Annotated in this window: 35 protein-coding genes; all 35 read right to left on the bottom strand. The window is 54.2% G+C overall.

The annotated features are described in order from the left end of the window. Positions 1-19: 19 nt before the first annotated feature. Positions 20-730, bottom strand: a complete 711-nt coding sequence (locus tag EL26_RS18385) for an N-acetylmuramoyl-L-alanine amidase family protein (protein WP_038092353.1) — start codon at positions 728-730, stop codon at positions 20-22. A gap of 105 nt (positions 731-835) precedes the next feature. After that, positions 836-1,228 (bottom strand): 30S ribosomal protein S9, encoded by a 393-nt coding sequence (gene rpsI / locus EL26_RS18380; RefSeq protein WP_038092350.1) that lies wholly within the window; start codon positions 1,226-1,228, stop codon positions 836-838. Positions 1,229-1,244: 16 nt separating this feature from the next. Then, positions 1,245-1,679, bottom strand: a complete 435-nt coding sequence (gene rplM / locus EL26_RS18375; RefSeq protein WP_038092348.1) for a 50S ribosomal protein L13 — start codon at positions 1,677-1,679, stop codon at positions 1,245-1,247. Between the two features lie 107 nt (positions 1,680-1,786). Then, entirely contained in the window at positions 1,787-2,545 is a 759-nt protein-coding gene (gene truA, locus EL26_RS18370) for a tRNA pseudouridine(38-40) synthase TruA (protein WP_038092345.1), read from the bottom strand. 86 nt (positions 2,546-2,631) lie between these two features. Further along, positions 2,632-2,997 (bottom strand): 50S ribosomal protein L17, encoded by a 366-nt coding sequence (gene rplQ, locus EL26_RS18365; RefSeq protein WP_038092342.1) that lies wholly within the window; start codon positions 2,995-2,997, stop codon positions 2,632-2,634. Between the two features lie 21 nt (positions 2,998-3,018). Next, positions 3,019-3,963, bottom strand: a complete 945-nt coding sequence (locus EL26_RS18360; RefSeq protein WP_038092339.1) for a DNA-directed RNA polymerase subunit alpha — start codon at positions 3,961-3,963, stop codon at positions 3,019-3,021. Positions 3,964-4,049: 86 nt separating this feature from the next. Then, positions 4,050-4,682 (bottom strand): 30S ribosomal protein S4, encoded by a 633-nt coding sequence (gene rpsD / locus EL26_RS18355; RefSeq protein ID WP_038092336.1) that lies wholly within the window; start codon positions 4,680-4,682, stop codon positions 4,050-4,052. Positions 4,683-4,765: 83 nt separating this feature from the next. Then, on the bottom strand, positions 4,766-5,173 hold the full coding sequence (gene rpsK, locus EL26_RS18350) for a 30S ribosomal protein S11 (protein WP_038092333.1): 408 nt from the start codon (positions 5,171-5,173) through the stop codon (positions 4,766-4,768). 20 nt (positions 5,174-5,193) lie between these two features. Then, positions 5,194-5,562: a 30S ribosomal protein S13 gene (rpsM, locus tag EL26_RS18345; protein WP_038092330.1), complete on the bottom strand. Its 369-nt coding sequence runs from the start codon at positions 5,560-5,562 to the stop codon at positions 5,194-5,196. A gap of 85 nt (positions 5,563-5,647) precedes the next feature. Next, positions 5,648-5,761: a 50S ribosomal protein L36 gene (gene rpmJ, locus EL26_RS18340; RefSeq protein ID WP_018131305.1), complete on the bottom strand. Its 114-nt coding sequence runs from the start codon at positions 5,759-5,761 to the stop codon at positions 5,648-5,650. A gap of 26 nt (positions 5,762-5,787) precedes the next feature. Beyond that, a complete protein-coding gene (gene infA, locus EL26_RS18335) occupies positions 5,788-6,006 on the bottom strand; it encodes a translation initiation factor IF-1 (RefSeq protein ID WP_038092324.1) in 219 nt (72 codons plus the stop codon). Between the two features lie 46 nt (positions 6,007-6,052). Further along, positions 6,053-6,799: a type I methionyl aminopeptidase gene (map, locus tag EL26_RS18330; RefSeq protein ID WP_038092322.1), complete on the bottom strand. Its 747-nt coding sequence runs from the start codon at positions 6,797-6,799 to the stop codon at positions 6,053-6,055. Continuing rightward, on the bottom strand, positions 6,796-7,446 hold the full coding sequence (locus tag EL26_RS18325) for an adenylate kinase (RefSeq protein WP_038092320.1): 651 nt from the start codon (positions 7,444-7,446) through the stop codon (positions 6,796-6,798). The genes map and EL26_RS18325 overlap by 4 nt, the downstream gene beginning before the upstream one ends. A gap of 28 nt (positions 7,447-7,474) precedes the next feature. Then, positions 7,475-8,767, bottom strand: a complete 1,293-nt coding sequence (gene secY, locus EL26_RS18320; protein WP_038092317.1) for a preprotein translocase subunit SecY — start codon at positions 8,765-8,767, stop codon at positions 7,475-7,477. Continuing rightward, positions 8,767-9,210: a 50S ribosomal protein L15 gene (gene rplO / locus EL26_RS18315; protein WP_038092314.1), complete on the bottom strand. Its 444-nt coding sequence runs from the start codon at positions 9,208-9,210 to the stop codon at positions 8,767-8,769. Before rplO ends, secY begins: the two co-directional genes overlap by 1 nt. 32 nt (positions 9,211-9,242) lie before the next feature. Beyond that, positions 9,243-9,428: a 50S ribosomal protein L30 gene (rpmD, locus tag EL26_RS18310; protein ID WP_038092311.1), complete on the bottom strand. Its 186-nt coding sequence runs from the start codon at positions 9,426-9,428 to the stop codon at positions 9,243-9,245. Positions 9,429-9,443: 15 nt separating this feature from the next. Then, positions 9,444-9,941 (bottom strand): 30S ribosomal protein S5, encoded by a 498-nt coding sequence (gene rpsE / locus EL26_RS18305; protein ID WP_038092308.1) that lies wholly within the window; start codon positions 9,939-9,941, stop codon positions 9,444-9,446. A gap of 26 nt (positions 9,942-9,967) precedes the next feature. After that, entirely contained in the window at positions 9,968-10,336 is a 369-nt protein-coding gene (gene rplR / locus EL26_RS18300; RefSeq protein ID WP_038092305.1) for a 50S ribosomal protein L18, read from the bottom strand. A 66-nt stretch (positions 10,337-10,402) separates the two neighbouring features. After that, on the bottom strand, positions 10,403-10,942 hold the full coding sequence (gene rplF, locus EL26_RS18295) for a 50S ribosomal protein L6 (protein ID WP_038092302.1): 540 nt from the start codon (positions 10,940-10,942) through the stop codon (positions 10,403-10,405). 30 nt (positions 10,943-10,972) lie between these two features. Further along, positions 10,973-11,371, bottom strand: a complete 399-nt coding sequence (gene rpsH / locus EL26_RS18290; RefSeq protein ID WP_038092299.1) for a 30S ribosomal protein S8 — start codon at positions 11,369-11,371, stop codon at positions 10,973-10,975. Positions 11,372-11,405: 34 nt separating this feature from the next. Continuing rightward, positions 11,406-11,591: a type Z 30S ribosomal protein S14 gene (locus EL26_RS18285; RefSeq protein WP_038092297.1), complete on the bottom strand. Its 186-nt coding sequence runs from the start codon at positions 11,589-11,591 to the stop codon at positions 11,406-11,408. 32 nt (positions 11,592-11,623) lie between these two features. Beyond that, positions 11,624-12,157, bottom strand: a complete 534-nt coding sequence (gene rplE / locus EL26_RS18280; protein ID WP_052036547.1) for a 50S ribosomal protein L5 — start codon at positions 12,155-12,157, stop codon at positions 11,624-11,626. A 35-nt stretch (positions 12,158-12,192) separates the two neighbouring features. Beyond that, a complete protein-coding gene (rplX, locus tag EL26_RS18275) occupies positions 12,193-12,522 on the bottom strand; it encodes a 50S ribosomal protein L24 (protein ID WP_081857322.1) in 330 nt (109 codons plus the stop codon). Between the two features lie 40 nt (positions 12,523-12,562). Then, positions 12,563-12,931, bottom strand: a complete 369-nt coding sequence (gene rplN / locus EL26_RS18270; RefSeq protein ID WP_038092292.1) for a 50S ribosomal protein L14 — start codon at positions 12,929-12,931, stop codon at positions 12,563-12,565. A 46-nt stretch (positions 12,932-12,977) separates the two neighbouring features. Next, positions 12,978-13,241, bottom strand: a complete 264-nt coding sequence (gene rpsQ / locus EL26_RS18265) for a 30S ribosomal protein S17 (RefSeq protein ID WP_038092289.1) — start codon at positions 13,239-13,241, stop codon at positions 12,978-12,980. Positions 13,242-13,276: 35 nt separating this feature from the next. Continuing rightward, on the bottom strand, positions 13,277-13,474 hold the full coding sequence (gene rpmC / locus EL26_RS18260) for a 50S ribosomal protein L29 (RefSeq protein WP_038092287.1): 198 nt from the start codon (positions 13,472-13,474) through the stop codon (positions 13,277-13,279). Then, positions 13,464-13,898 carry a 50S ribosomal protein L16 gene (gene rplP, locus EL26_RS18255; RefSeq protein ID WP_038092284.1) on the bottom strand — a complete coding sequence of 145 codons (435 nt, stop codon included), beginning with the start codon at positions 13,896-13,898 and terminating at the stop codon, positions 13,464-13,466. The genes rpmC and rplP overlap by 11 nt, the downstream gene beginning before the upstream one ends. Before the next feature lie 3 nt (positions 13,899-13,901). Then, a complete protein-coding gene (gene rpsC, locus EL26_RS18250; RefSeq protein WP_038092280.1) occupies positions 13,902-14,573 on the bottom strand; it encodes a 30S ribosomal protein S3 in 672 nt (223 codons plus the stop codon). A gap of 21 nt (positions 14,574-14,594) precedes the next feature. Further along, the gene (rplV, locus tag EL26_RS18245) at positions 14,595-14,936 is read right to left on the bottom strand and encodes a 50S ribosomal protein L22 (RefSeq protein ID WP_038092276.1); all 342 of its coding nucleotides are present in this window, start codon (positions 14,934-14,936) and stop codon (positions 14,595-14,597) included. A gap of 33 nt (positions 14,937-14,969) precedes the next feature. Next, on the bottom strand, positions 14,970-15,248 hold the full coding sequence (gene rpsS / locus EL26_RS18240; protein WP_038092273.1) for a 30S ribosomal protein S19: 279 nt from the start codon (positions 15,246-15,248) through the stop codon (positions 14,970-14,972). A 34-nt stretch (positions 15,249-15,282) separates the two neighbouring features. Further along, positions 15,283-16,113 carry a 50S ribosomal protein L2 gene (rplB, locus tag EL26_RS18235; RefSeq protein WP_038092270.1) on the bottom strand — a complete coding sequence of 277 codons (831 nt, stop codon included), beginning with the start codon at positions 16,111-16,113 and terminating at the stop codon, positions 15,283-15,285. 29 nt (positions 16,114-16,142) lie between these two features. Then, entirely contained in the window at positions 16,143-16,436 is a 294-nt protein-coding gene (gene rplW / locus EL26_RS18230) for a 50S ribosomal protein L23 (RefSeq protein WP_038092267.1), read from the bottom strand. Further along, positions 16,436-17,059, bottom strand: coding sequence for a 50S ribosomal protein L4 (rplD, locus tag EL26_RS18225; RefSeq protein WP_038092265.1), 624 nt, complete (start codon positions 17,057-17,059; stop codon positions 16,436-16,438). Before rplD ends, rplW begins: the two co-directional genes overlap by 1 nt. 32 nt (positions 17,060-17,091) lie before the next feature. Next, positions 17,092-17,715, bottom strand: coding sequence for a 50S ribosomal protein L3 (gene rplC, locus EL26_RS18220; protein WP_038092262.1), 624 nt, complete (start codon positions 17,713-17,715; stop codon positions 17,092-17,094). Between the two features lie 31 nt (positions 17,716-17,746). Then, positions 17,747-18,055: a 30S ribosomal protein S10 gene (gene rpsJ / locus EL26_RS18215; RefSeq protein ID WP_038092258.1), complete on the bottom strand. Its 309-nt coding sequence runs from the start codon at positions 18,053-18,055 to the stop codon at positions 17,747-17,749. Positions 18,056-18,298 lie beyond the last annotated feature (243 nt).

Below are 18,298 nucleotides of genomic sequence, written 5' to 3'. Positions count from 1 at the left end.
AATTGAGAGTATACCACTGTTAGGTTTGTTTGACATGCGCGTAGTACGTAACCACACCCTTATAGATCGAAAGGGCAAGCAACTCCTGGTAATTGTCTTCGCGCAGTTGCGCCGCTTCCCCGGGGTTCGACATGAATCCAAGCTCCACGAGCGCTCCCGGCTTCTCCGCCCGCTTGAGCAGGTAGAGGTCATCCCGGCGTTGCACGTTGCGATAGACGCCCAGCGTTTCGCGCAACGCCTCTTGAATTTCCGTGGCGAGCACTTTGCTATTCTCGCGCTCCCCATTATACAGCGTCAACGCCCCCGTCGCCGTGTCGTCCGTTACGGCATTGCAATGCAGGGAAATCAGCAACCCGGATTCCCCTTCGCGGACGATGCGGGCCCGCTCTTTTAAGTCTTGACTTTTTCGGCGCGAGTAACCCTTCATTCCCTCCGGTGCCAAATCCCGGTCGTCATCGCGAATCATCACCACGTGCGCGCCGGCTTGTGTAAGCATGTCCCGCAGTTTCTCCGCCACTTTCAGCGTGACTTCCTTCTCCACCGATCCGTCGTCCGCCACCGCCCCCGGATCGACCCCGCCGTGTCCGGCGTCGATGGCGATCACCTCGCCCTTGAGCGGCAACGTCCACGACAAAATCGGCTGCGTCAGAAATTGCGTCAACCCCGTATACAATCCGATCGCCCCGATCAGAAAAAACACCACTGTCATCCCAAATCTCGCAGTCCGCATCTCCAGGCACGCTCCCTCCGTCCCTATACCCTATGCGGACAAACATAAAAAAAGAAGGACAACCACAGAGTGGTTGTCCTTCTCGGTTCCAACAGCAGTCCAAGATTAGCGCTTGGAGAACTGCGGAGCGCGACGAGCAGCTTTGAGACCGTATTTTTTACGTTCTTTCATGCGCGGGTCACGGGTCAGGAAGCCTGCTTTTTTCAGAGCGCCGCGGAGTTCCGGGTCAGCTTTGAGCAGAGCGCGGGAGATGCCGTGGCGGATTGCGCCGGCTTGGCCGGACATGCCGCCGCCCTTGACGTTGCAGATGACGTCGTACTTGCCGAAGGTATCGGTCAGTACGAGCGGTTGCTTCACGATCAGCTTCAGGGTCTCAAGACCGAAGAAGTTGTCCATGGTGCGGTTGTTGATGATGACGTTGCCGTCGCCCGGTACGAGACGTACGCGAGATACGGAGTGCTTACGACGGCCAGTGCCCCAGTATTGAACTTGTGCCATTGGTGTCTACCTCCTCTTACTTCGTTTCCCAAACGATCGGGTTTTGTGCTGCATGCGGATGCTCGGTGCCAGCGTATACACGCAGGTGCGTCAGTTGTTGACGACCCATGGTGTTGTGCGGGAGCATGCCTTTGATCGCGTTGTAGAGAACGCGTTCCGGTTTGGTAGCGAGCATGGTACCAGCGGGGGTCTCTTTCAGGCCGCCCGGGTACAAGGAGTGAGTGCGGTAGATCTTGTCGGTGAGTTTCTTACCGGTGAAGACAACCTTCTCTGCGTTGATGAGGATGACAAAGTCGCCCATATCAACACCCGGGGTGAACTCCGGCTTGTGCTTGCCGCGCAGGATGTGTGCTACTTCAGATGCGAGACGACCAACAGTTTTGCCTGCTGCGTCGATGATATACCATTTGCGTTCTACAGCGTTCGGTTTCGCCATGTAGGTGGTACGCATGGGAATTTTCCCTCCTAAAATGCTGGTGTATTTAATAGCCGGGGCTAGTGGGAGTAGCAAGGGCTGTAAAATACCATTCATAATTCTACCCGAGAAATGGCTAGAAGTCAAGGTATCAGCCCGCTGCTTTCAGCATAAAATACTTTCCACATCGTAAGCCCCTTGGCTGGTGCGGTCACCCCCGCTTGCGTGCGGTCGCACGAAGCGAGGATGTCCGGAATTTGGTCAGGAGACAGCTTGCCGCGGCCGACATCGAGCAGCGTGCCCGCAATGATGCGCACCATGTTGTAGAGGAATCCTTCTCCTCGACAGACGATGGTGAGCAACGAGCCCTCCTCGATCAGATCAACCACATGCAGATGACGGACCTTGTCTACCACCGGCGTATTCGCCGCACAAAAACTCGTGAAGTCATGACGACCCACGAGATGCCCTGCCGCTTCCCTCATCGGTTCGAGGCGCAACGGGTACGGGACATGATGACTGTATTTGCGCCAAAACACATCGGTATAGGGGCTTCGGTCGATTCGGTAGCGATACTCCTTGCCGATGGCACAGAAGCGCGCATGCCAGTCGTCCGGGACGAGCTCGGCATGCTGAACCACCACATCGTCAGGAAGTTTCGTGTTCAGCACGATCGGCCACTTTTCAATCGGAATGCGCGACGACGTCGCAAAGTTCACCACCTGACCCCGGGCGTGCACACCGGCATCGGTGCGCCCTGAACCGATGATGGAAACGGAATGGCCCACGACATCCTCCACCGTCTGCTGCAACACACCTTGGACGGTGCGCAGGTTCGGTTGGGTCTGAAAGCCGTGAAACTCCGTGCCGTCATACGCGAGGATCAACTTGATGTTACGCATCGTTTCTGTCCCCTTTGGATACACAAAACGAGGCTTGCTGGTGCCAGCAAACCTCGTCTGCGTCTCGCATCGTCTCACATTGAAGATTATTCAACGAGTTCGAGGAACACCATCGGAGCACCGTCACCACGGCGCGGACCGACTTTCAGAATGCGAGTGTAGCCACCTTGACGCTCAGCAAAACGCGGAGCGATCTCGGAGAACAGTTTTTGTACTGCGTCTTGGTTGGTTTCTTCGTTTGCCAGTTCCGGGCGAACGAAGGAAGCAACTTGACGGCGAGCGTGCAGGTCGCCACGCTTAGCCAAAGTGATGAGCTTCTCAGCAACACCGCGAAGTTCTTTCGCTTTTGCTTCGGTGGTTTGGATACGCTCGTAGATAAACAGATCGGTTACCATGCTGCGGAACAGTGCCTTGCGGTTACCGGAAACGCGATTCAGCTTTCTGTATGCCACGCTTGTTTCCCTCCTTCTTTACTAGTCTTCTTGGCGGAGCGAGAGGCCGAGGTCATGCAGTTTTTCTTGCACTTCCTCAAGCGACTTCCGTCCAAGGTTACGGACTTTCATCATCTCTTCTTCTGTCTTGGAGCACAGCTCTTGTACCGTATTGATACCGGCGCGCTTCAAGCAGTTGTAGGAACGTACAGAAAGTTCCAGCTCCTCGATGGTCATTTCGAGGACTTTTTCTTTCTTGTCGTCTTCCTTCTCGATCATGATTTCCGTATCGCGAACTTTGTCGGTCAGGCCAACAAACAACATCAGGTGTTCCGTCAGGATTTTTGCACCCAGGCTGACTGCTTCGTCAGGACGAATGCTCCCATCTGTCCAGACCTCGAGAGTTAGCTTGTCATAGTTGGTTACCTGTCCGACGCGGGTATTCTCTACGGTGTAGTTCACGCGTTCGATCGGCGTGTAGATGGAGTCGATCGGAATGACGCCGATCTCCATGTCTTCTCTCTTGTTACGGTCAGCCGGGACATAACCACGTCCACGGTTCGCCGTAATTTCCATGAAGAGGCGTGCGCCATCGGCCAAGGTCGCGATGTGGAGATCCGGGTTGAGCACGTCAACATCGGAATCCACACGGATGTCAGCCGCTGTTACGACGCCAGGACCTTCAGCGTCGATCGTCAGCGTTTTTTCCTCGTCGGAATGGATCTTCAGCGAAAGCCGTTTGAGATTGAGGATGATCTCCGTGGTGTCTTCTACAACGCCCGGAACGGTGGAGAATTCGTGGAGCACGCCTTCGATCTTGACGGTGGTTGCTGCTGCGCCCGGCAGGGACGACAGCAGAATACGCCGCAGCGAGTTCCCGAGGGTGGTCCCGTAACCTCGCTCCAGCGGTTCTACCACGAATTTCCCATACGAACCGTTTTCGTTGATTTCGACAGTCTCAATTCTCGGCTTTTCAATTTCAATCATGCACGTAACCCTCCTTCACGACAACTCGAACAATCTGGTGTGAGACCAAGGCTTTGAGGGTGAAGATCTGCCGAGTCACTCAAATCTTAGCGGGAGTAAAGTTCGACGATCATTTGTTCTGCAACAGGAACGTCGATCTCGTCACGTGCCGGAACGCGAACGATGCGCGCAGACTTGGTGTTCAGGTCTCTCTCGAGCCAGGTCACGGCTGCTTTGGATTCAGCAGCTTCCACGAGTTCCTTCACGCGCGGAGACTCGAGGGACTTCTCAGCGAACGAGATAACGTCGCCGACATTGGTCAAGAAGGACGGAATGTCTACGCGTTTGCCGTTCACGAGGAAGTGACCGTGCTTGACGAGCTGACGAGCTTCCGGACGGGAAGCAGCGAAGCCCAGACGGTACACCACGTTGTCCAGACGGCTTTCGAGGATCTGAAGCAGCGTTTCACCCGTAATCCCTTTGCGGCGGGATGCTTCTTCATAGTACCCACGGAATTGTTTTTCCAAAACGCCATATACGCGGCGAGCTTTTTGTTTCTCGCGCAACTGAGTGCCGTACTCGGACACTTTCTTGCGAGCCGATGCAGCGCCATGTTGGCCCGGTGCATACGCACGGCGGTCGATGGCACATTTGTCGGTGTAGCAACGTTCGCCCTTCAGGTAGAGTTTCACACCTTCACGGCGGCAGAGACGGCATACAGAACCGGTGTATCTTGCCATTCTAGTTTTGACACCTCCTGTTAGGATTATACTCTCATACCGAAAGTTTCCCGGTCAAAAAGATGGGCGAAGCGCCCGCGCGATTAAACGCGGCGGCGCTTCGGCGGACGGCAACCGTTGTGCGGGATCGGGGTTACGTCCTTGATCATGGAAACTTCGAGACCAGCTGCTTGCAGGGAGCGGATTGCAGCTTCACGACCTGCGCCCGGACCTTTGACGAAGACTTCGCAGGTCTTCATGCCATGTTCCATTGCAGCTTTCGCAGCGGTTTCAGCAGCCATTTGCGCAGCGAACGGAGTCGATTTACGGGAACCTTTGAAGCCGGAGCCGCCGGCGGTTGCCCAGGAAATCGCGTTGCCTTGCAAGTCGGTGATGGTGACGATGGTGTTGTTGAAGGTGGACTTGATGTGAGCGACGCCAGCTTCAACGTTCTTACGGTCACGGCGCTTGGTGCGGGTTGCGACCTTACCACGTGCTTTGACTTTTGCCATTTGCTAAATTTCCCCCCTTATTATTTCTTCTTACCTGCTACAGTGCGGCGCGGACCCTTACGGGTACGAGCGTTGGTCTTGGTGCGTTGACCGCGAACCGGAAGACCACGACGGTGACGGATGCCACGGTAGGAACCGATCTCGATCAGGCGCTTGATGTTCAGCGCGATTTCACGGCGGAGGTCGCCTTCAACCTTAACGGTTTTGTCGATGTACTCACGCAGTTTGTTCACTTCTTCTTCGGTCAGATCCTTGACGCGTGCGTCTTTGTTAACGCCGGTCGCTTCGAGGATTTGGTTGGCGGTCTTACGGCCGATGCCGAAGATGTAGGTCAGAGAGATCTCGACGCGCTTGTCGCGCGGAATGTCGATACCAGCAATACGTGCCATGTCCTTGATTACACCTCCCAAGAGTTTGGTTCAATGATGAGATTTATTGAAAACAACGAGCGGCAGCCGCAGCGCAAGTTGCGGATTAACCCTGTTTTTGCTTGTGTTTCGGGTTTTCGCAGATAACCATAACGGCACCTTTGCGACGAATGATCTTGCATTTTTCGCAAATCGGTTTTACAGACGGCCGTACTTTCATCGCGATTTCCTCCTATCCGTAAGTCCTTATTTGTAGCGGTAGGTGATCCGTCCGCGCGTCAGGTCGTACGGAGACAACTCAACGGTCACACGGTCCCCCGGTAGAATTCGGATGTAGTGCATCCGGATCTTGCCAGATACGTGTGCGAGCACTTTATGACCGTTCTCCAGCTCCACACGGAACATTGCGTTCGGGAGGGGTTCGATTACTTTCCCTTCCACTTCGATGACATCGTCTTTCGCCACCTGGTTCACTCCCTTTCGGACTTCATCTGTTAGTCTGGTCTCCCAATTATGCCTTCGTGAGAATCTCCGCGACATCTTCCCCGACAACCACTGTATGTTCAAAGTGAGCTGCTAAGGAACCGTCCGCTGTAACAACGGACCAATTGTCTTGGAGAGTGCGGGTTTCGTGACTTCCGACATTCACCATCGGTTCAATCGCAAGTGTCATGCCCGCCGCGAGCACGGGGCCGCGCCCAGCAGGGCCATAGTTGGGGATAGACGGGTCTTCGTGCATCTTTTGCCCAATGCCGTGACCAACGTATTCGCGCACGACCGAAAAGCCGTTGTCTTCCACGTACGTCTGGACAGCGTGGCCGATATCAGAGAGCCGGTTGCCGTCGCGTGCCTGCTCAATCCCTTTGTAGAGAGATTGCTCCGTCACATCCAACAACTTTTGTGCCGTCTCACTGATCTCGCCAACACCCCAAGTCCAAGCCGAATCACCGTGGAATCCATGGATGTTCGCGCCGATGTCGATGGAGATGATATCTCCCTCTTCAAGTGCGCGGTTTCCCGGAATACCGTGGACCAACTCATCGTTCACAGAAGCACAGATAGAAGCCGGATACCCGTGGTATCCCTTGAAGGAAGGAAGCGCCCCTTGTTTGCGGATGAAGTCATCTGCAATCTGGTCAAGCTCCTTCGTGGTAATCCCCGGTTGAAGTGCAAGGCAGCACTCCTTGTGAGTCAACGCCACGATCCTTCCGGCATCGCGCATCAGATCCAACTCTACCTTGGACTTACTGACGATCATTCTACACCTCGTAGAATGGAAGAGATTTGGCTGTAGACCTCATCGATGGACTGTTCGCCATCAATCGTGCGCAGCAGTTCCTTTCCGTCGTAGTACGACAGAATCGGTTCCGACTGCTTGATGTTCACATCCAATCGCGTCGCTACGACATCTTCGGTATCGTCCGAACGTTGGAACAGTTCACCGCCACATTTGTCGCATTTGCCTTCCGTTGCCGGAGGGTTGAACACGACATGATACGTAGCTCCACAGGACTTGCAGATCCGACGACCTGTCAATCTCGCCAGCAAGTTTTCACGCTTCACGTGCAAGTTGATGACGACATCGATCTTACGACCGAGGTCGTTCAGCATTGCATCCAATGCTTCCGCTTGTGCCAGAGTGCGCGGGAAGCCGTCGAGCAGGAAGCCTTTCACAGCGTCCGGCTTTTGAAGACGGTCTCGCACGATCCCGATGGTCACCTCATCCGGCACCAACAGACCCTGGTCCATGAACGATTTAGCTTCAAGCCCAAGAGGAGTAGATTCTGCAATAGCCGCCCGGAACATGTCTCCGGTAGAGATATGCGGGATCCCAAACTCGGCTACGATGCGCTCCGCTTGCGTCCCTTTCCCTGCACCGGGGAGACCCATAAAGATGACTTGCATTTCTTCATCCCTCCATGGATTCTATCCATTATCTGTTCCGGATAAAACCTTTGTAGTGGCGTTGCAGGAGCTGGCTCTCGACTTGTTTCATCGTGTCCAGCGCAACCCCGACCACGATCAGAAGACCTGTGCCGCCGAAATACATATTCAATCCGGATACATTCATGAAAATAACCGGCAACGCCGCAATCGCAGCGAGGTAAATCGCGCCTGCGAGCGTGATGCGGTTCATGACCCGAGTGATAAACATCTCCGTCGGTTTCCCTGGGCGAATGCCCGGTATGAAACCGCCGTTCTTCTTCATACCGTCTGCAAGTTGTTGCGGATTGATCTGCACGAACGTGTAGAAGTATGTGAAGAAGATGATCAAAAGTACTTCGAGCGATACATACAAGGGATGACCCGCGCCCAAATTCGCTTTGATCCAATTCGTCACCGTGTTCGCCGGCAGGAACTGCGCGATCGTCATCGGGAACGTCAGGAGCGAAGAAGCGAAGATGACCGGAATAACCCCGGAAGCATTAACTTTAAGCGGGATGTGCGTCGATTGGCCACCGTACTGTTTCCGGCCGACTACGCGCTTGGCGTATTGAACCGGAACTCGGCGAACGCCTTGGTAGATAAACACAATCGCTGCGATGATCAGCACGACGCCGACAATCAGCAAAGCGAGTTTGACGATAGACATGCCAATCGGTGCATCGCTGGTAAACCAGCCTGCATAGATTTGGCGCGCACCGCTCTCAACTCGTGCGATGATGCCGGCGAAGATGATGATCGAAATCCCGTTGCCGATCCCTTTGTCGGTGATTTGCTCACCGAGCCACATCAAGAAAGCCGTACCCGCCGTCAGCGTGATCGTGATCAGCGCGTACGAAGTCCAGCTCGTGTCAACCAGTAGTCCGGCGACCGTTCTGCTGAACGTTACCGTGAGACCGAAAGCTTGGATCAAACCGAGAACAATCGTACCGTACCGGGTGATCTGCGCCAATCTCTTACGGCCAGCCTCCCCCTCTTTTTGCCACTCCTCAAACTTCGGGATAACACCCATCGCGAGAAGTTGCACGATGATCGATGCCGTGATGTAGGGGGTGATACTCATCGCGAAGATGGAGTAGTTCTGAAGGGCCCCCCCGGAGAACGTGTTCAGCATCCCAAACAGTGGATTGCTGGCAGCCGAAGCGCTCGCCAGAACACTCGCGTTTACATTCGGGACCGGGATAAAGCTCCCGATCCTGAAGACCAAGATCATCAGCAGAGTGAAGAGAATCCGGTTGCGAAGATCAGAGACTTTCCAGATGTTCGAGATCGCCGTGAACATTAGATCACCTCAGCCTTACCGCCAGCTGCTTCGATCTTCTCGATAGCAGACTTGGAGAAGCCATTCGCTTGAACGGTAAGAGCTACGGTGATGTCGCCGTTGCCCAGAATCTTCACGCCGTCTTTGAGAGACTTGACGATTTTAGCTTCTTTGAGCAATTCCGGGGTCACAACAGTGCCCGCTTCAAACTTGTTCAGTTTGGAGACGTTCACTTCTACGAGTTCGGTAGCGAACACGGAGTTGTTGAAGCCACGCTTCGGCAGACGACGGAACAAAGGAGTTTGACCGCCTTCGAAACCGAGTCGAACGCCGCCGCCGGAGCGAGCGTTTTGACCTTTGTGACCTTTACCGGAGGTTTTGCCGGTACCGGAACCAATACCACGGCCGAGACGCTTGCGGGTGTGCTTGGAGCCAGCAGCCGGGGAAAGTTCATGCAGTTTCATGGAGTTGCACCTCCTTTTTCTATAGTACGTACTTATGCTTCGATTTCTTTAGCTTCCACGAGGTGGGAGACTTTGTTGATCATGCCGCGGATCTGCGGGGTATCGTTGTGGACCACGGTTTGGTTCAGCTTGCGCAGACCCAGGGTCTTAACGGTAACCTTTTGATCTTCCGGGCGGCCGATCGGAGACTTCTTGAGGGTGATTTCCAATTTCGCCATTGTAATTTCCCCTCCTTAGCCCAGGATTTCTTCCAGAGACTTACCACGCAGCTTAGCAACGTCTTCCGGGCGCTTCAGGCGCTTCAGACCGTCGATGGTTGCGTGAACCATGTTCATGGAGTTGGAAGAACCGAGAGATTTGGTAACGATATCTTTGACGCCTGCGAGCTCGAGAACTGCACGAGCCGGACCGCCAGCGATAACACCAGTACCTTCTTTAGCCGGCTTGATCAGGACTTCGCCTGCGCCGAACTTGCCGAGGATTTGGTGCGGAACGGTCGTACCTACGAGCGGTACGTACACGAGGTTTTTCTTTGCATCGTCGATGCCTTTGCGGATTGCGTCCGGCACCTCAGCAGCTTTGCCGAGACCAGCGCCTACGTAGCCGTTGCCATCGCCAACGATGACCAGCGCGGAGAAGCTGAAACGACGACCGCCTTTAACGACTTTCGCTACGCGGTTAATCGCAACGACTTTTTCAGACAGTTCGAGAGAGTTCGGATCGATACGCACTGAGTTTTCCCTCCTTCTTACAAAGATTAGAATTCAAGACCAGCTTCGCGAGCTGCGTCAGCCAGAGCTTGGATACGGCCGTGGTAGAGGTAACCGCCGCGGTCGAATACAACTTCCTTCACGCCTTTTTCCAGAGCGCGTTTCGCAACGAGGGCGCCGACTTTTTGAGCCGCGTCGATGTTGCCGCCGTGAGCGATGGAACCTTTCAGTTCCGGGTCAACGGTGGAAGCTGCAGCCAGGGTGGTGCCGGTCGCATCGTCGATCAGTTGAGCGTAGATGTGCTTGGTCGAACGGAATACGTTCAGACGCGGACGAAGAGCGGTACCCGCAACTTTGCGACGTACGCGAACGTGACGACGCTTACGAGCTTTATTCTTGTCACCTTTGGTGATCATCGAGTTTCACTCCCTTCATGCACTCATGCAACCCGCAGAGGAATCGCATGAGAGGCCAGGTGTCTATTACTTCTTACCGGTCTTACCGACTTTGCGGCGGATGACTTCGCCCTCATACTTGATACCTTTGCCTTTGTACGGCTCCGGTTCGCGCAGGGAGCGGATCTTCGCAGCCACTTGGCCGACTTGTTCTTTGTTGATGCCCTTGATAACAACCTTGGTTTGAGCCGGAACATCGAATTCGATGCCTGCTTCCGGTTCGATCTCTACCGGGTGAGAGAAACCGAGGGAGAGGGTCAGTTTGGTGCCGGACTTCGCAGCACGGTACCCGACGCCGACGAGTTCGAGGTTTTTCTCGAAGCCCTTGGTGACGCCTTCGACCATGTTGTTCAGAACGGAACGGGTGGTGCCGTGCAGGGAACGGTGCAGTTTGTTGTCGGTCGGACGTTCTACGACGAGGCTGCCCTCTTCCTGCTTGATGATCATGTCTTTATGGAATTCGCGGGTCAGGGTACCTTTCGGGCCCTTGACGGTGATCACGTTGGCGTTGTTGGTGTACTCAACGCCAGCCGGGAGTGCGATTACTTTTCTACCGATACGAGACACAGTTACACCTCCATTCTTTGAGACAGTTTATTACCAAACGTATGCGAGAACTTCGCCGCCGACTTGAGCTTTGCGAGCGTCTTTGTCGGTCAGGATGCCTTGCGAGGTGGAGAGGATCGCGATCCCCAGGCCGCCCAGGACGCGCGGAATTTCGGTCGATTTCGCGTATACGCGCAGGCCCGGTTTCGAGATGCGCTTCAGGCCGGTGATAACGCGTTCTTGGTTCGCACCGTACTTGAGGAATACGCGGATAACGCCTTGCTTGTTGTCCGGAATGAATTCAGCGTCGCGGATGAAACCTTCAGCTTTGAGGATTTCTGCGATGGCTTTCTTCAGGTTGGAACCCGGGATCTCAACTTTCTCGTGGCCCACAGTGTTCGCATTCCGGATACGGGTCAGCATATCAGCGATCGGGTCAGTCATAACCATTGTGGAATTACCTCCTTCCCTTACCTTCTATCGATTACCAGCTTGCCTTCTTAACGCCCGGCAACTGGCCTTTGTAAGCGAGTTCGCGGAAGCAGATCCGGCAGATGCCGAACTTCCGCAAAACCGAGTGCGGACGACCGCACACGCGGCAACGAGTGTATGCGCGGGTGCTGAACTTGGGCGTACGTTGTTGCTTGACAACCATAGCTTTACGTGCCAATGTCCATACCTCCTGTTCTTTGTTTGCGGAAATTAGGCTTGACGGAACGGAGCGCCCATCAGACGCAGGAACTCACGTGCTTCTTCGTCGGATTGTGCGGTGGTAACGAACACGATGTCCATACCGCGCACTTTGTCAATTTTGTCGTACTCAACTTCCGGGAAGATGAGCTGTTCTTTCAGACCGAGGGTGTAGTTGCCACGGCCGTCGAACGCTTTCGGAGAGATACCGCGGAAGTCACGAACGCGCGGGAGTGCGACGTTGAAGAGCTTGTCGAGGAAGTGGTACATGCGGTCACCGCGGAGGGTAACTTTTGCACCGATCGGCATGCCTTCACGAATTTTGAAGCCTGCGATCGATTTCTTCGCCTTGGTGATAACCGGCTTTTGACCGGAGATCAGCTGCAGGTCTTCAACAGCGGAGTCGAGTACTTTCGCGTTTGCGACAGCTTCACCGAGACCCATGTTGATTACGATCTTCTCAAGCTTCGGAACTTGCATCACGGACTTGTATTCGAATTTGTTCATCAGAGACGGAACAACTTCATTTTTGTAGAACTCTTGCATACGAGCCACGAGGTTTTTCCTCCTTTCTTGCGAGATTACTTATCGAGGGATTCGCCGGACTTTTTCGCGTAACGCACTTTCGTGCCGTCTGCGAGGATCTTCTTGCCGATGCGGGTTGCGCCGCCGGTTTTCGGATCGACAATCGCGACGTTGGAAGCGTGAATCGGCGCTTCCTTCTCAACGATGCCGCCTTGCGGGTTGACCTGGTTCGGTTTGGTGTGACGCTTCACAATGTTCACGCCTTCTACCAGAACGCGGCCTTCGGACGGGTAAGATTCGAGGATGGTCCCCTTCTTGCCTTTGTCCTTGCCCGTAAGAACGATGACGTTATCGCCTTTTTTCACGTGCAATTTTGCTTTTGCCATGGAGCTGCTACACCTCCTCAGGTGTTTTCGTTACCACTTATTAGAGAACTTCCGGTGCGAGAGACAGGATCTTCATGAAGTCCTTGTCACGCAGTTCGCGAGCGACCGGACCGAAGATACGGGTACCGCGCGGGGACTTGTCTTCTTTGATGATGACGGCTGCGTTTTCGTCGAAGCGGATGTAGGTGCCGTCTTTGCGACGAGCGCCGGACTTCGAACGAACGATGACAGCTTTTACTACGTCACCCTTCTTGACAACGCCTCCGGGCGTTGCGCTTTTCACCGAAGCGATGATGATGTCACCGATGTTCGCGCTCTTACGGTTAGAACCGCCGAGCACGCGGAAGCACATGATTTCCTTCGCGCCAGAGTTGTCTGCTACGACCAGACGAGATTGCGGTTGAATCACGTTTGGTACCTCCCTTCAGATTGAGCTTGGGAACCGATCTATACGATTAGAGGATGATAGCTTCCTCTACAACTTCAACCAGGCGCCAGCGCTTGTCTTTGGACAGCGGGCGGGTTTCCATGATCTTGACGATATCGCCGATTTTCGCGGTGTTGTTTTCATCGTGAGCCTTGAACTTCTTGGTTACGATGACCAGCTTCCCGTAGAGCGGATGTTTCTTCTGCTCTTCGATTGCTACAACGATGGTTTTGTCCATCTTGTCCGAAACGACTTTACCAGTACGAACTTTGCGGTAGTTGCGTTCGCTCATCTTTATCCTCCTTCCTTCCACTGAGAGTCAGAGATTTAGCCGATGCCCAGTTCACGCTCGCGGAGGATCGTCTTCGCACGAGCGATATCTTTGCGCACTTCACGAATGCGCATCGGATTGTCGAGTTGACCCGTTGCCAGCTGGAAGCGCAGGTTGAAAAGCTCATCCTTGAGTTCGTTCACTTGCGTTTCGATCTCGACGGTGGACAAGTTACGGATGTCATTAGCTTTCATCTGCCTCACCACCCACTTCTTCACGTTTTACAAACTTGCACTTGATCGGCAGTTTGTGCATTGCAAGGCGCATTGCCTCACGAGCAATTTCTTCAGAGACGCCAGCCAGTTCGAACATTACGCGGCCCGGCTTAACAACCGCTACCCACTTCTCCGGGGAACCTTTACCAGCACCCATACGGGTTTCAGCCGGTTTTGCAGTTACCGGTTTGGACGGGAAGATCTTGATCCATACTTTACCGCCACGACGGATGTAGCGGGTCATCGCGATACGAGCTGCTTCGATTTGGCGGTTGGTAACCCAAGCCGGTTCGAGAGCCTGCAAGCCGTATTCGCCGAAGGAGACGGATTCGCCGCCTTTGGTGCGACCAGCCATCGTGCCACGGTGTTCTTTACGGTGTTTTACGCGCTTCGGGAGCAACATGGATTACTTACCTCCTTCTTCAGCAGCTTCTTTCTTAGCGCTGCGAGTCGGCAGGACTTCACCACGGTAGATCCATACTTTAACGCCGATACGGCCGTAGGTGGTGTGTGCCTCTGCGGTAGCGTAGTCGATGTCTGCACGGAGGGTGTGGAGCGGAACGGTACCTTCGGAGTAACCTTCGGTACGAGCGATTTCAGCGCCACCGACACGGCCGGAGACTTGGACTTTGATCCCTTTTGCACCGGAACGCATGGTGCGTTGGATCGATTGTTTCATTGCACGGCGGAATGCGATACGGCGCTCAAGCTGTTGAGCGATGTTTACCGCTACCAGTGCAGCGTCGAGATCCGGATGCTTGATCTCGGAGATGTTGATGTGCACGCGCTTGCCGGTCATTTGAGAGAGCGTGTTGCGGAGGTTATCAACCTCAGCGCCGCCCTTGCCGATCACCATGCCCGGTTTCGCGGTGTGGATGTTCACGTTGATGCGGTTCGCTGCGCGTTCGATTTCTACGGAAGAAACGGAAGCGTCCTTCAGACGGTTCAGAACGTATTCGCGAACTTTGATGTCTTCATGCAAAAGTTCGGTGTATTCCTTCTTGTTTGCGAACCACTTGGATTCCCAATCGCGGATGATACCCACGCGAAGGCCTACGGGATTAACCTTTTGTCCCATCCTTTTATCCCTCCTTCTTGATTACTTGGTGGTTTTTTCGCCGAGTACCACGGTGATGTGGCTGGTGCGCTTGTGGATACGGAACGCACGGCCTTGAGCACGCGGGCGGAAACGCTTCAGGGTCGGACCTTGGTCAACGAAAACTTCGGTGACGTACAGGTTCTCGAGGTCCAGGTTGAAGTTGTGGTCTGCGTTCGCCAGAGCGGAGTTCAGAACCTTTTCAACAACCGGGGATGCAGCTTTCGGGGTGTACTTCAGAATCGCGAGTGCTTCCGAAGCTTTCTTGCCGCGGATCAGGTCCACGACCAGGCGAACTTTACGCGGTGCGATACGCACGTAACGAGCGACTGCTTTCGCTTGCATGTAATAACCTCCTCTCTACCGATCATATAAAAACTAACGGCGAGACGTTTTTTCGTCAGCTCCGTGACCTTTGTAGGTACGGGTCGGAGCGAATTCACCCAACTTGTGACCGACCATATCCTCGGTGACATACACCGGAACGTGTTTGCGACCATCGTACACTGCGAAAGTGTGGCCGATGAATTGCGGGAAGATCGTGGAACGGCGGGACCAGGTCTTGATAACCTTCTTGTCGCCGGCAGCGTTTTGCTCCTCAACTTTTTTCATGAGGTGATCGTCCACGAACGGGCCTTTCTTAAGCGAACGAGACATGCGGGGAACCTCCCTTCCTTATGCAATGGAGAGATTACTTCTTGCGACGGCGTACGATGAACTTGTCGGAAGCCTTCTTCTTCTTGCGGGTTTTCTTGCCGAGGGTCGGTTTGCCCCACGGAGACATCGGGGATTTACGACCGATCGGAGCGCGACCTTCACCACCACCATGCGGGTGATCGTTCGGGTTCATGACAACGCCGCGGACGGTCGGGCGTACACCGCGATGACGGTTACGGCCAGCTTTGCCGAGGTTGACGAGTTCGTGGTCGAGGTTGCCTACTTGACCGATGGTCGCACGGCACTCGGAACGGATGAGGCGAACTTCGCCGGAAGCGAGACGAACGTGGCAGTACTCGCCCTCTTTCGCGAGGAGCTGAGCTTCTGCACCGGCAGCGCGAGCGATTTGACCGCCCTTGCCAGCTTTCAGTTCGATGTTGTGGATCATGGTACCAACCGGAATGTTTGCGAGCGGCAGTGCGTTACCGACTTTGATGTCAACGTCGGTGCCGGACTGGATGGTGTCGCCAACTTTCAGGCCTACCGGAGCGAGGATGTAACGCTTCTCGCCGTCCGCGTAGTTGATCAGCGCGATGAAGGACGTGCGGTTCGGGTCGTATTCAACAGTAGCAACGCGGCCCGGAATGCCATCTTTGTTACGCTTGAAGTCGATTACACGGTACTTACGCTTGTGCCCGCCACCTTGATGACGAACGGTGGTTCTCCCTTGGTTGTTTCGGCCACCTTTGGAATGAAGCGGCTCGAGAAGGGATTTTTCCGGTTTATCGGTCGTGAGTTCTTCGTAGGTCAGTACCGACATGAAGCGGCGACCCGGCGAAGTCGGTTTATACTTCTTGATACCCATGGTTTTCCCTCCTTCTAAAAGGTCTTAGATTAAGCGCCTTCGAAGAAGTTCAGCGGCTTGGAATCCGAGGTAAGGGTGACGATCGCCTTTTTCCACTCGGAAGTACGGCCTACGAAACGGCCAACGCGCTTTTTCTTGGACGGAACGCGGAGGGTGTTAACCTTCTCGACGGTTACGCCGAAGATTTCTTCGATCGCTTTCTTGATTTCGGTTTTGTTCGCTTTGAGGTCAACCTCGAATGCGAACTTGTTCTCTTCCATCAGGTCGGTGGTGCGCTCGGTGATAACCGGACGCTTGATGATGTCGCGCGGGTTCTTAGACATTATGCGAACACCTCCTCGACTTTTGCCACAGCGTCCTTGGTGATGACGAGGGCGTCGTGATGGATCAGATCCAGAACGTTGATGCCGACAGCGTCGACAACTTTCACGCCCGGGATGTTGCGAGCGGAGAGTGCGAGGTTTTGATCGGCGTCCAGGGAGACGATCAGCGCCTTCTTCTCAACTTTCAGGTTGGAGAGGATCTTCACCATTTCTTTGGTTTTCGGAGCTTCCAGGTTCAGAGCATCCAGTACGATGATCTCGTTTGCGTTCACTTTGGAAGAGAGCGCAGATTTGAGAGCCAGACGACGGACTTTCTTCGGAAGTTTGTAAGCGTAGGAGCGCGGGGTCGGACCAAATACGGTACCGCCACCTACCCATTGCGGTGCACGGATCGAGCCTTGACGAGCACGACCAGTACCCTTTTGACGCCACGGCTTGCGACCGCCGCCGCGAACTTCGGAACGACCTTTAACGTCGTGCGTACCGCGACGCAGGGATGCGAGTTGCATGATAACTGCTTCGTGAAGCACATGAGTGTTCGGGTTGATCCCGAAGATGGTTTCGGACAGTTCAATGTCACCGACTTGAGCGCCGGTTACGTTGTATACAGCCACTTTCGGCATGAGGGGTCTCCTCCTTTCCTCAAGGAATGTATTTATTTGCCGCTTTTCACAGCGGTCTTAACGGTTACATACGAGTTCTTCGGACCCGGTACGGAACCTTTGACGAGCAGCAAGTTGCGTTCGGTATCAACCTTCACAACTTCGAGGTTTTGTACGGTGATGCGTACGTTACCCATTTGGCCCGGCAAGGTTTGGCCTTTGAAGACACGACCCGGGTTGATAGAACCGAGGGAACCCGGACGACGATGGTAACGGGAACCGTGAGCCATCGGGCCGCGGGATTGGTTGTGGCGCTTGATCGCACCAGCAAAACCCTTACCTTTGGAAATACCGGTTACGTCGATTACGTCACCAGCTGCAAAGACATCAGCTGCGATCGTCTGACCGACTTCGTAAGCGGAGAGATCAACACCGCGCAGTTCGCGAACGTAGCGCTTGGGCGTGGTGTTTGCTTTCGCAGCGTGGCCGGATTCCGGCTTGTTCACGTTTTTCTTATCTGCAAAACCGAGCTGTACCGCTTCGTAACCGTCGTTCGCCAGGTCTTTCTTCTGAAGAACAACGTTCGGGCCAGCTTCGATGACCGTTACCGGAACGACGTTGCCGTCTTCGGTAAACACTTGGGTCATGCCGAGTTTGCGTCCCAAGATACCTTTCATGTGTGACACCTCCCTGAGGTCGAAAAATTACTTACAGTTTGATTTCAATATCAACGCCGGACGGCAGGTCCAGACGCATAAGGGCGTCCACAGTTTGCGGAGTCGGATTGACGATGTCAATCAGACGCTTGTGCGTACGCATCTCGAATTGCTCACGAGAGTCCTTGTACTTGTGCGGAGCACGCAGGATCGTGATGATCTGCTTCTCAGTCGGAAGCGGGATCGGACCCGATACAGAAGCACCAGAGCGCTTCGCGGTGTCTACGATCTTCTCAGCAGAAGTGTCGAGGATTTTGTGATCGTAAGCTTTCAAACGGATGCGGATTTTCTGTTTTGCCATATGAATTCCCTCCTTTTCGCCCATTTACTTGGACATACTCCGCAAGAATTTAACCTGATCGGTGCCGCATATGGCGAATCCGGCACTTCAGCAACCTCTTGCATCATCGCAGTCAAAACACCAGCACACAATATGAAAGTATACTACCTATCCTCCCAAAACACAAGCACCAGAGCCTGGTGTTTCGTGATTTTATGCATAGAACTTCTTGGTAGAAGGTATCTATTTATGAAACACACGAAC

It is taken from the genome of Tumebacillus flagellatus, assembly GCF_000714935.1.
In the GTDB taxonomy this organism is placed as follows: Bacteria; Bacillota; Bacilli; order Tumebacillales; family Tumebacillaceae; genus Tumebacillus; species Tumebacillus flagellatus.
Note: the sequence above shows the minus strand (reverse complement) of the source record. Positions and strands in the feature narration are given on the sequence as shown.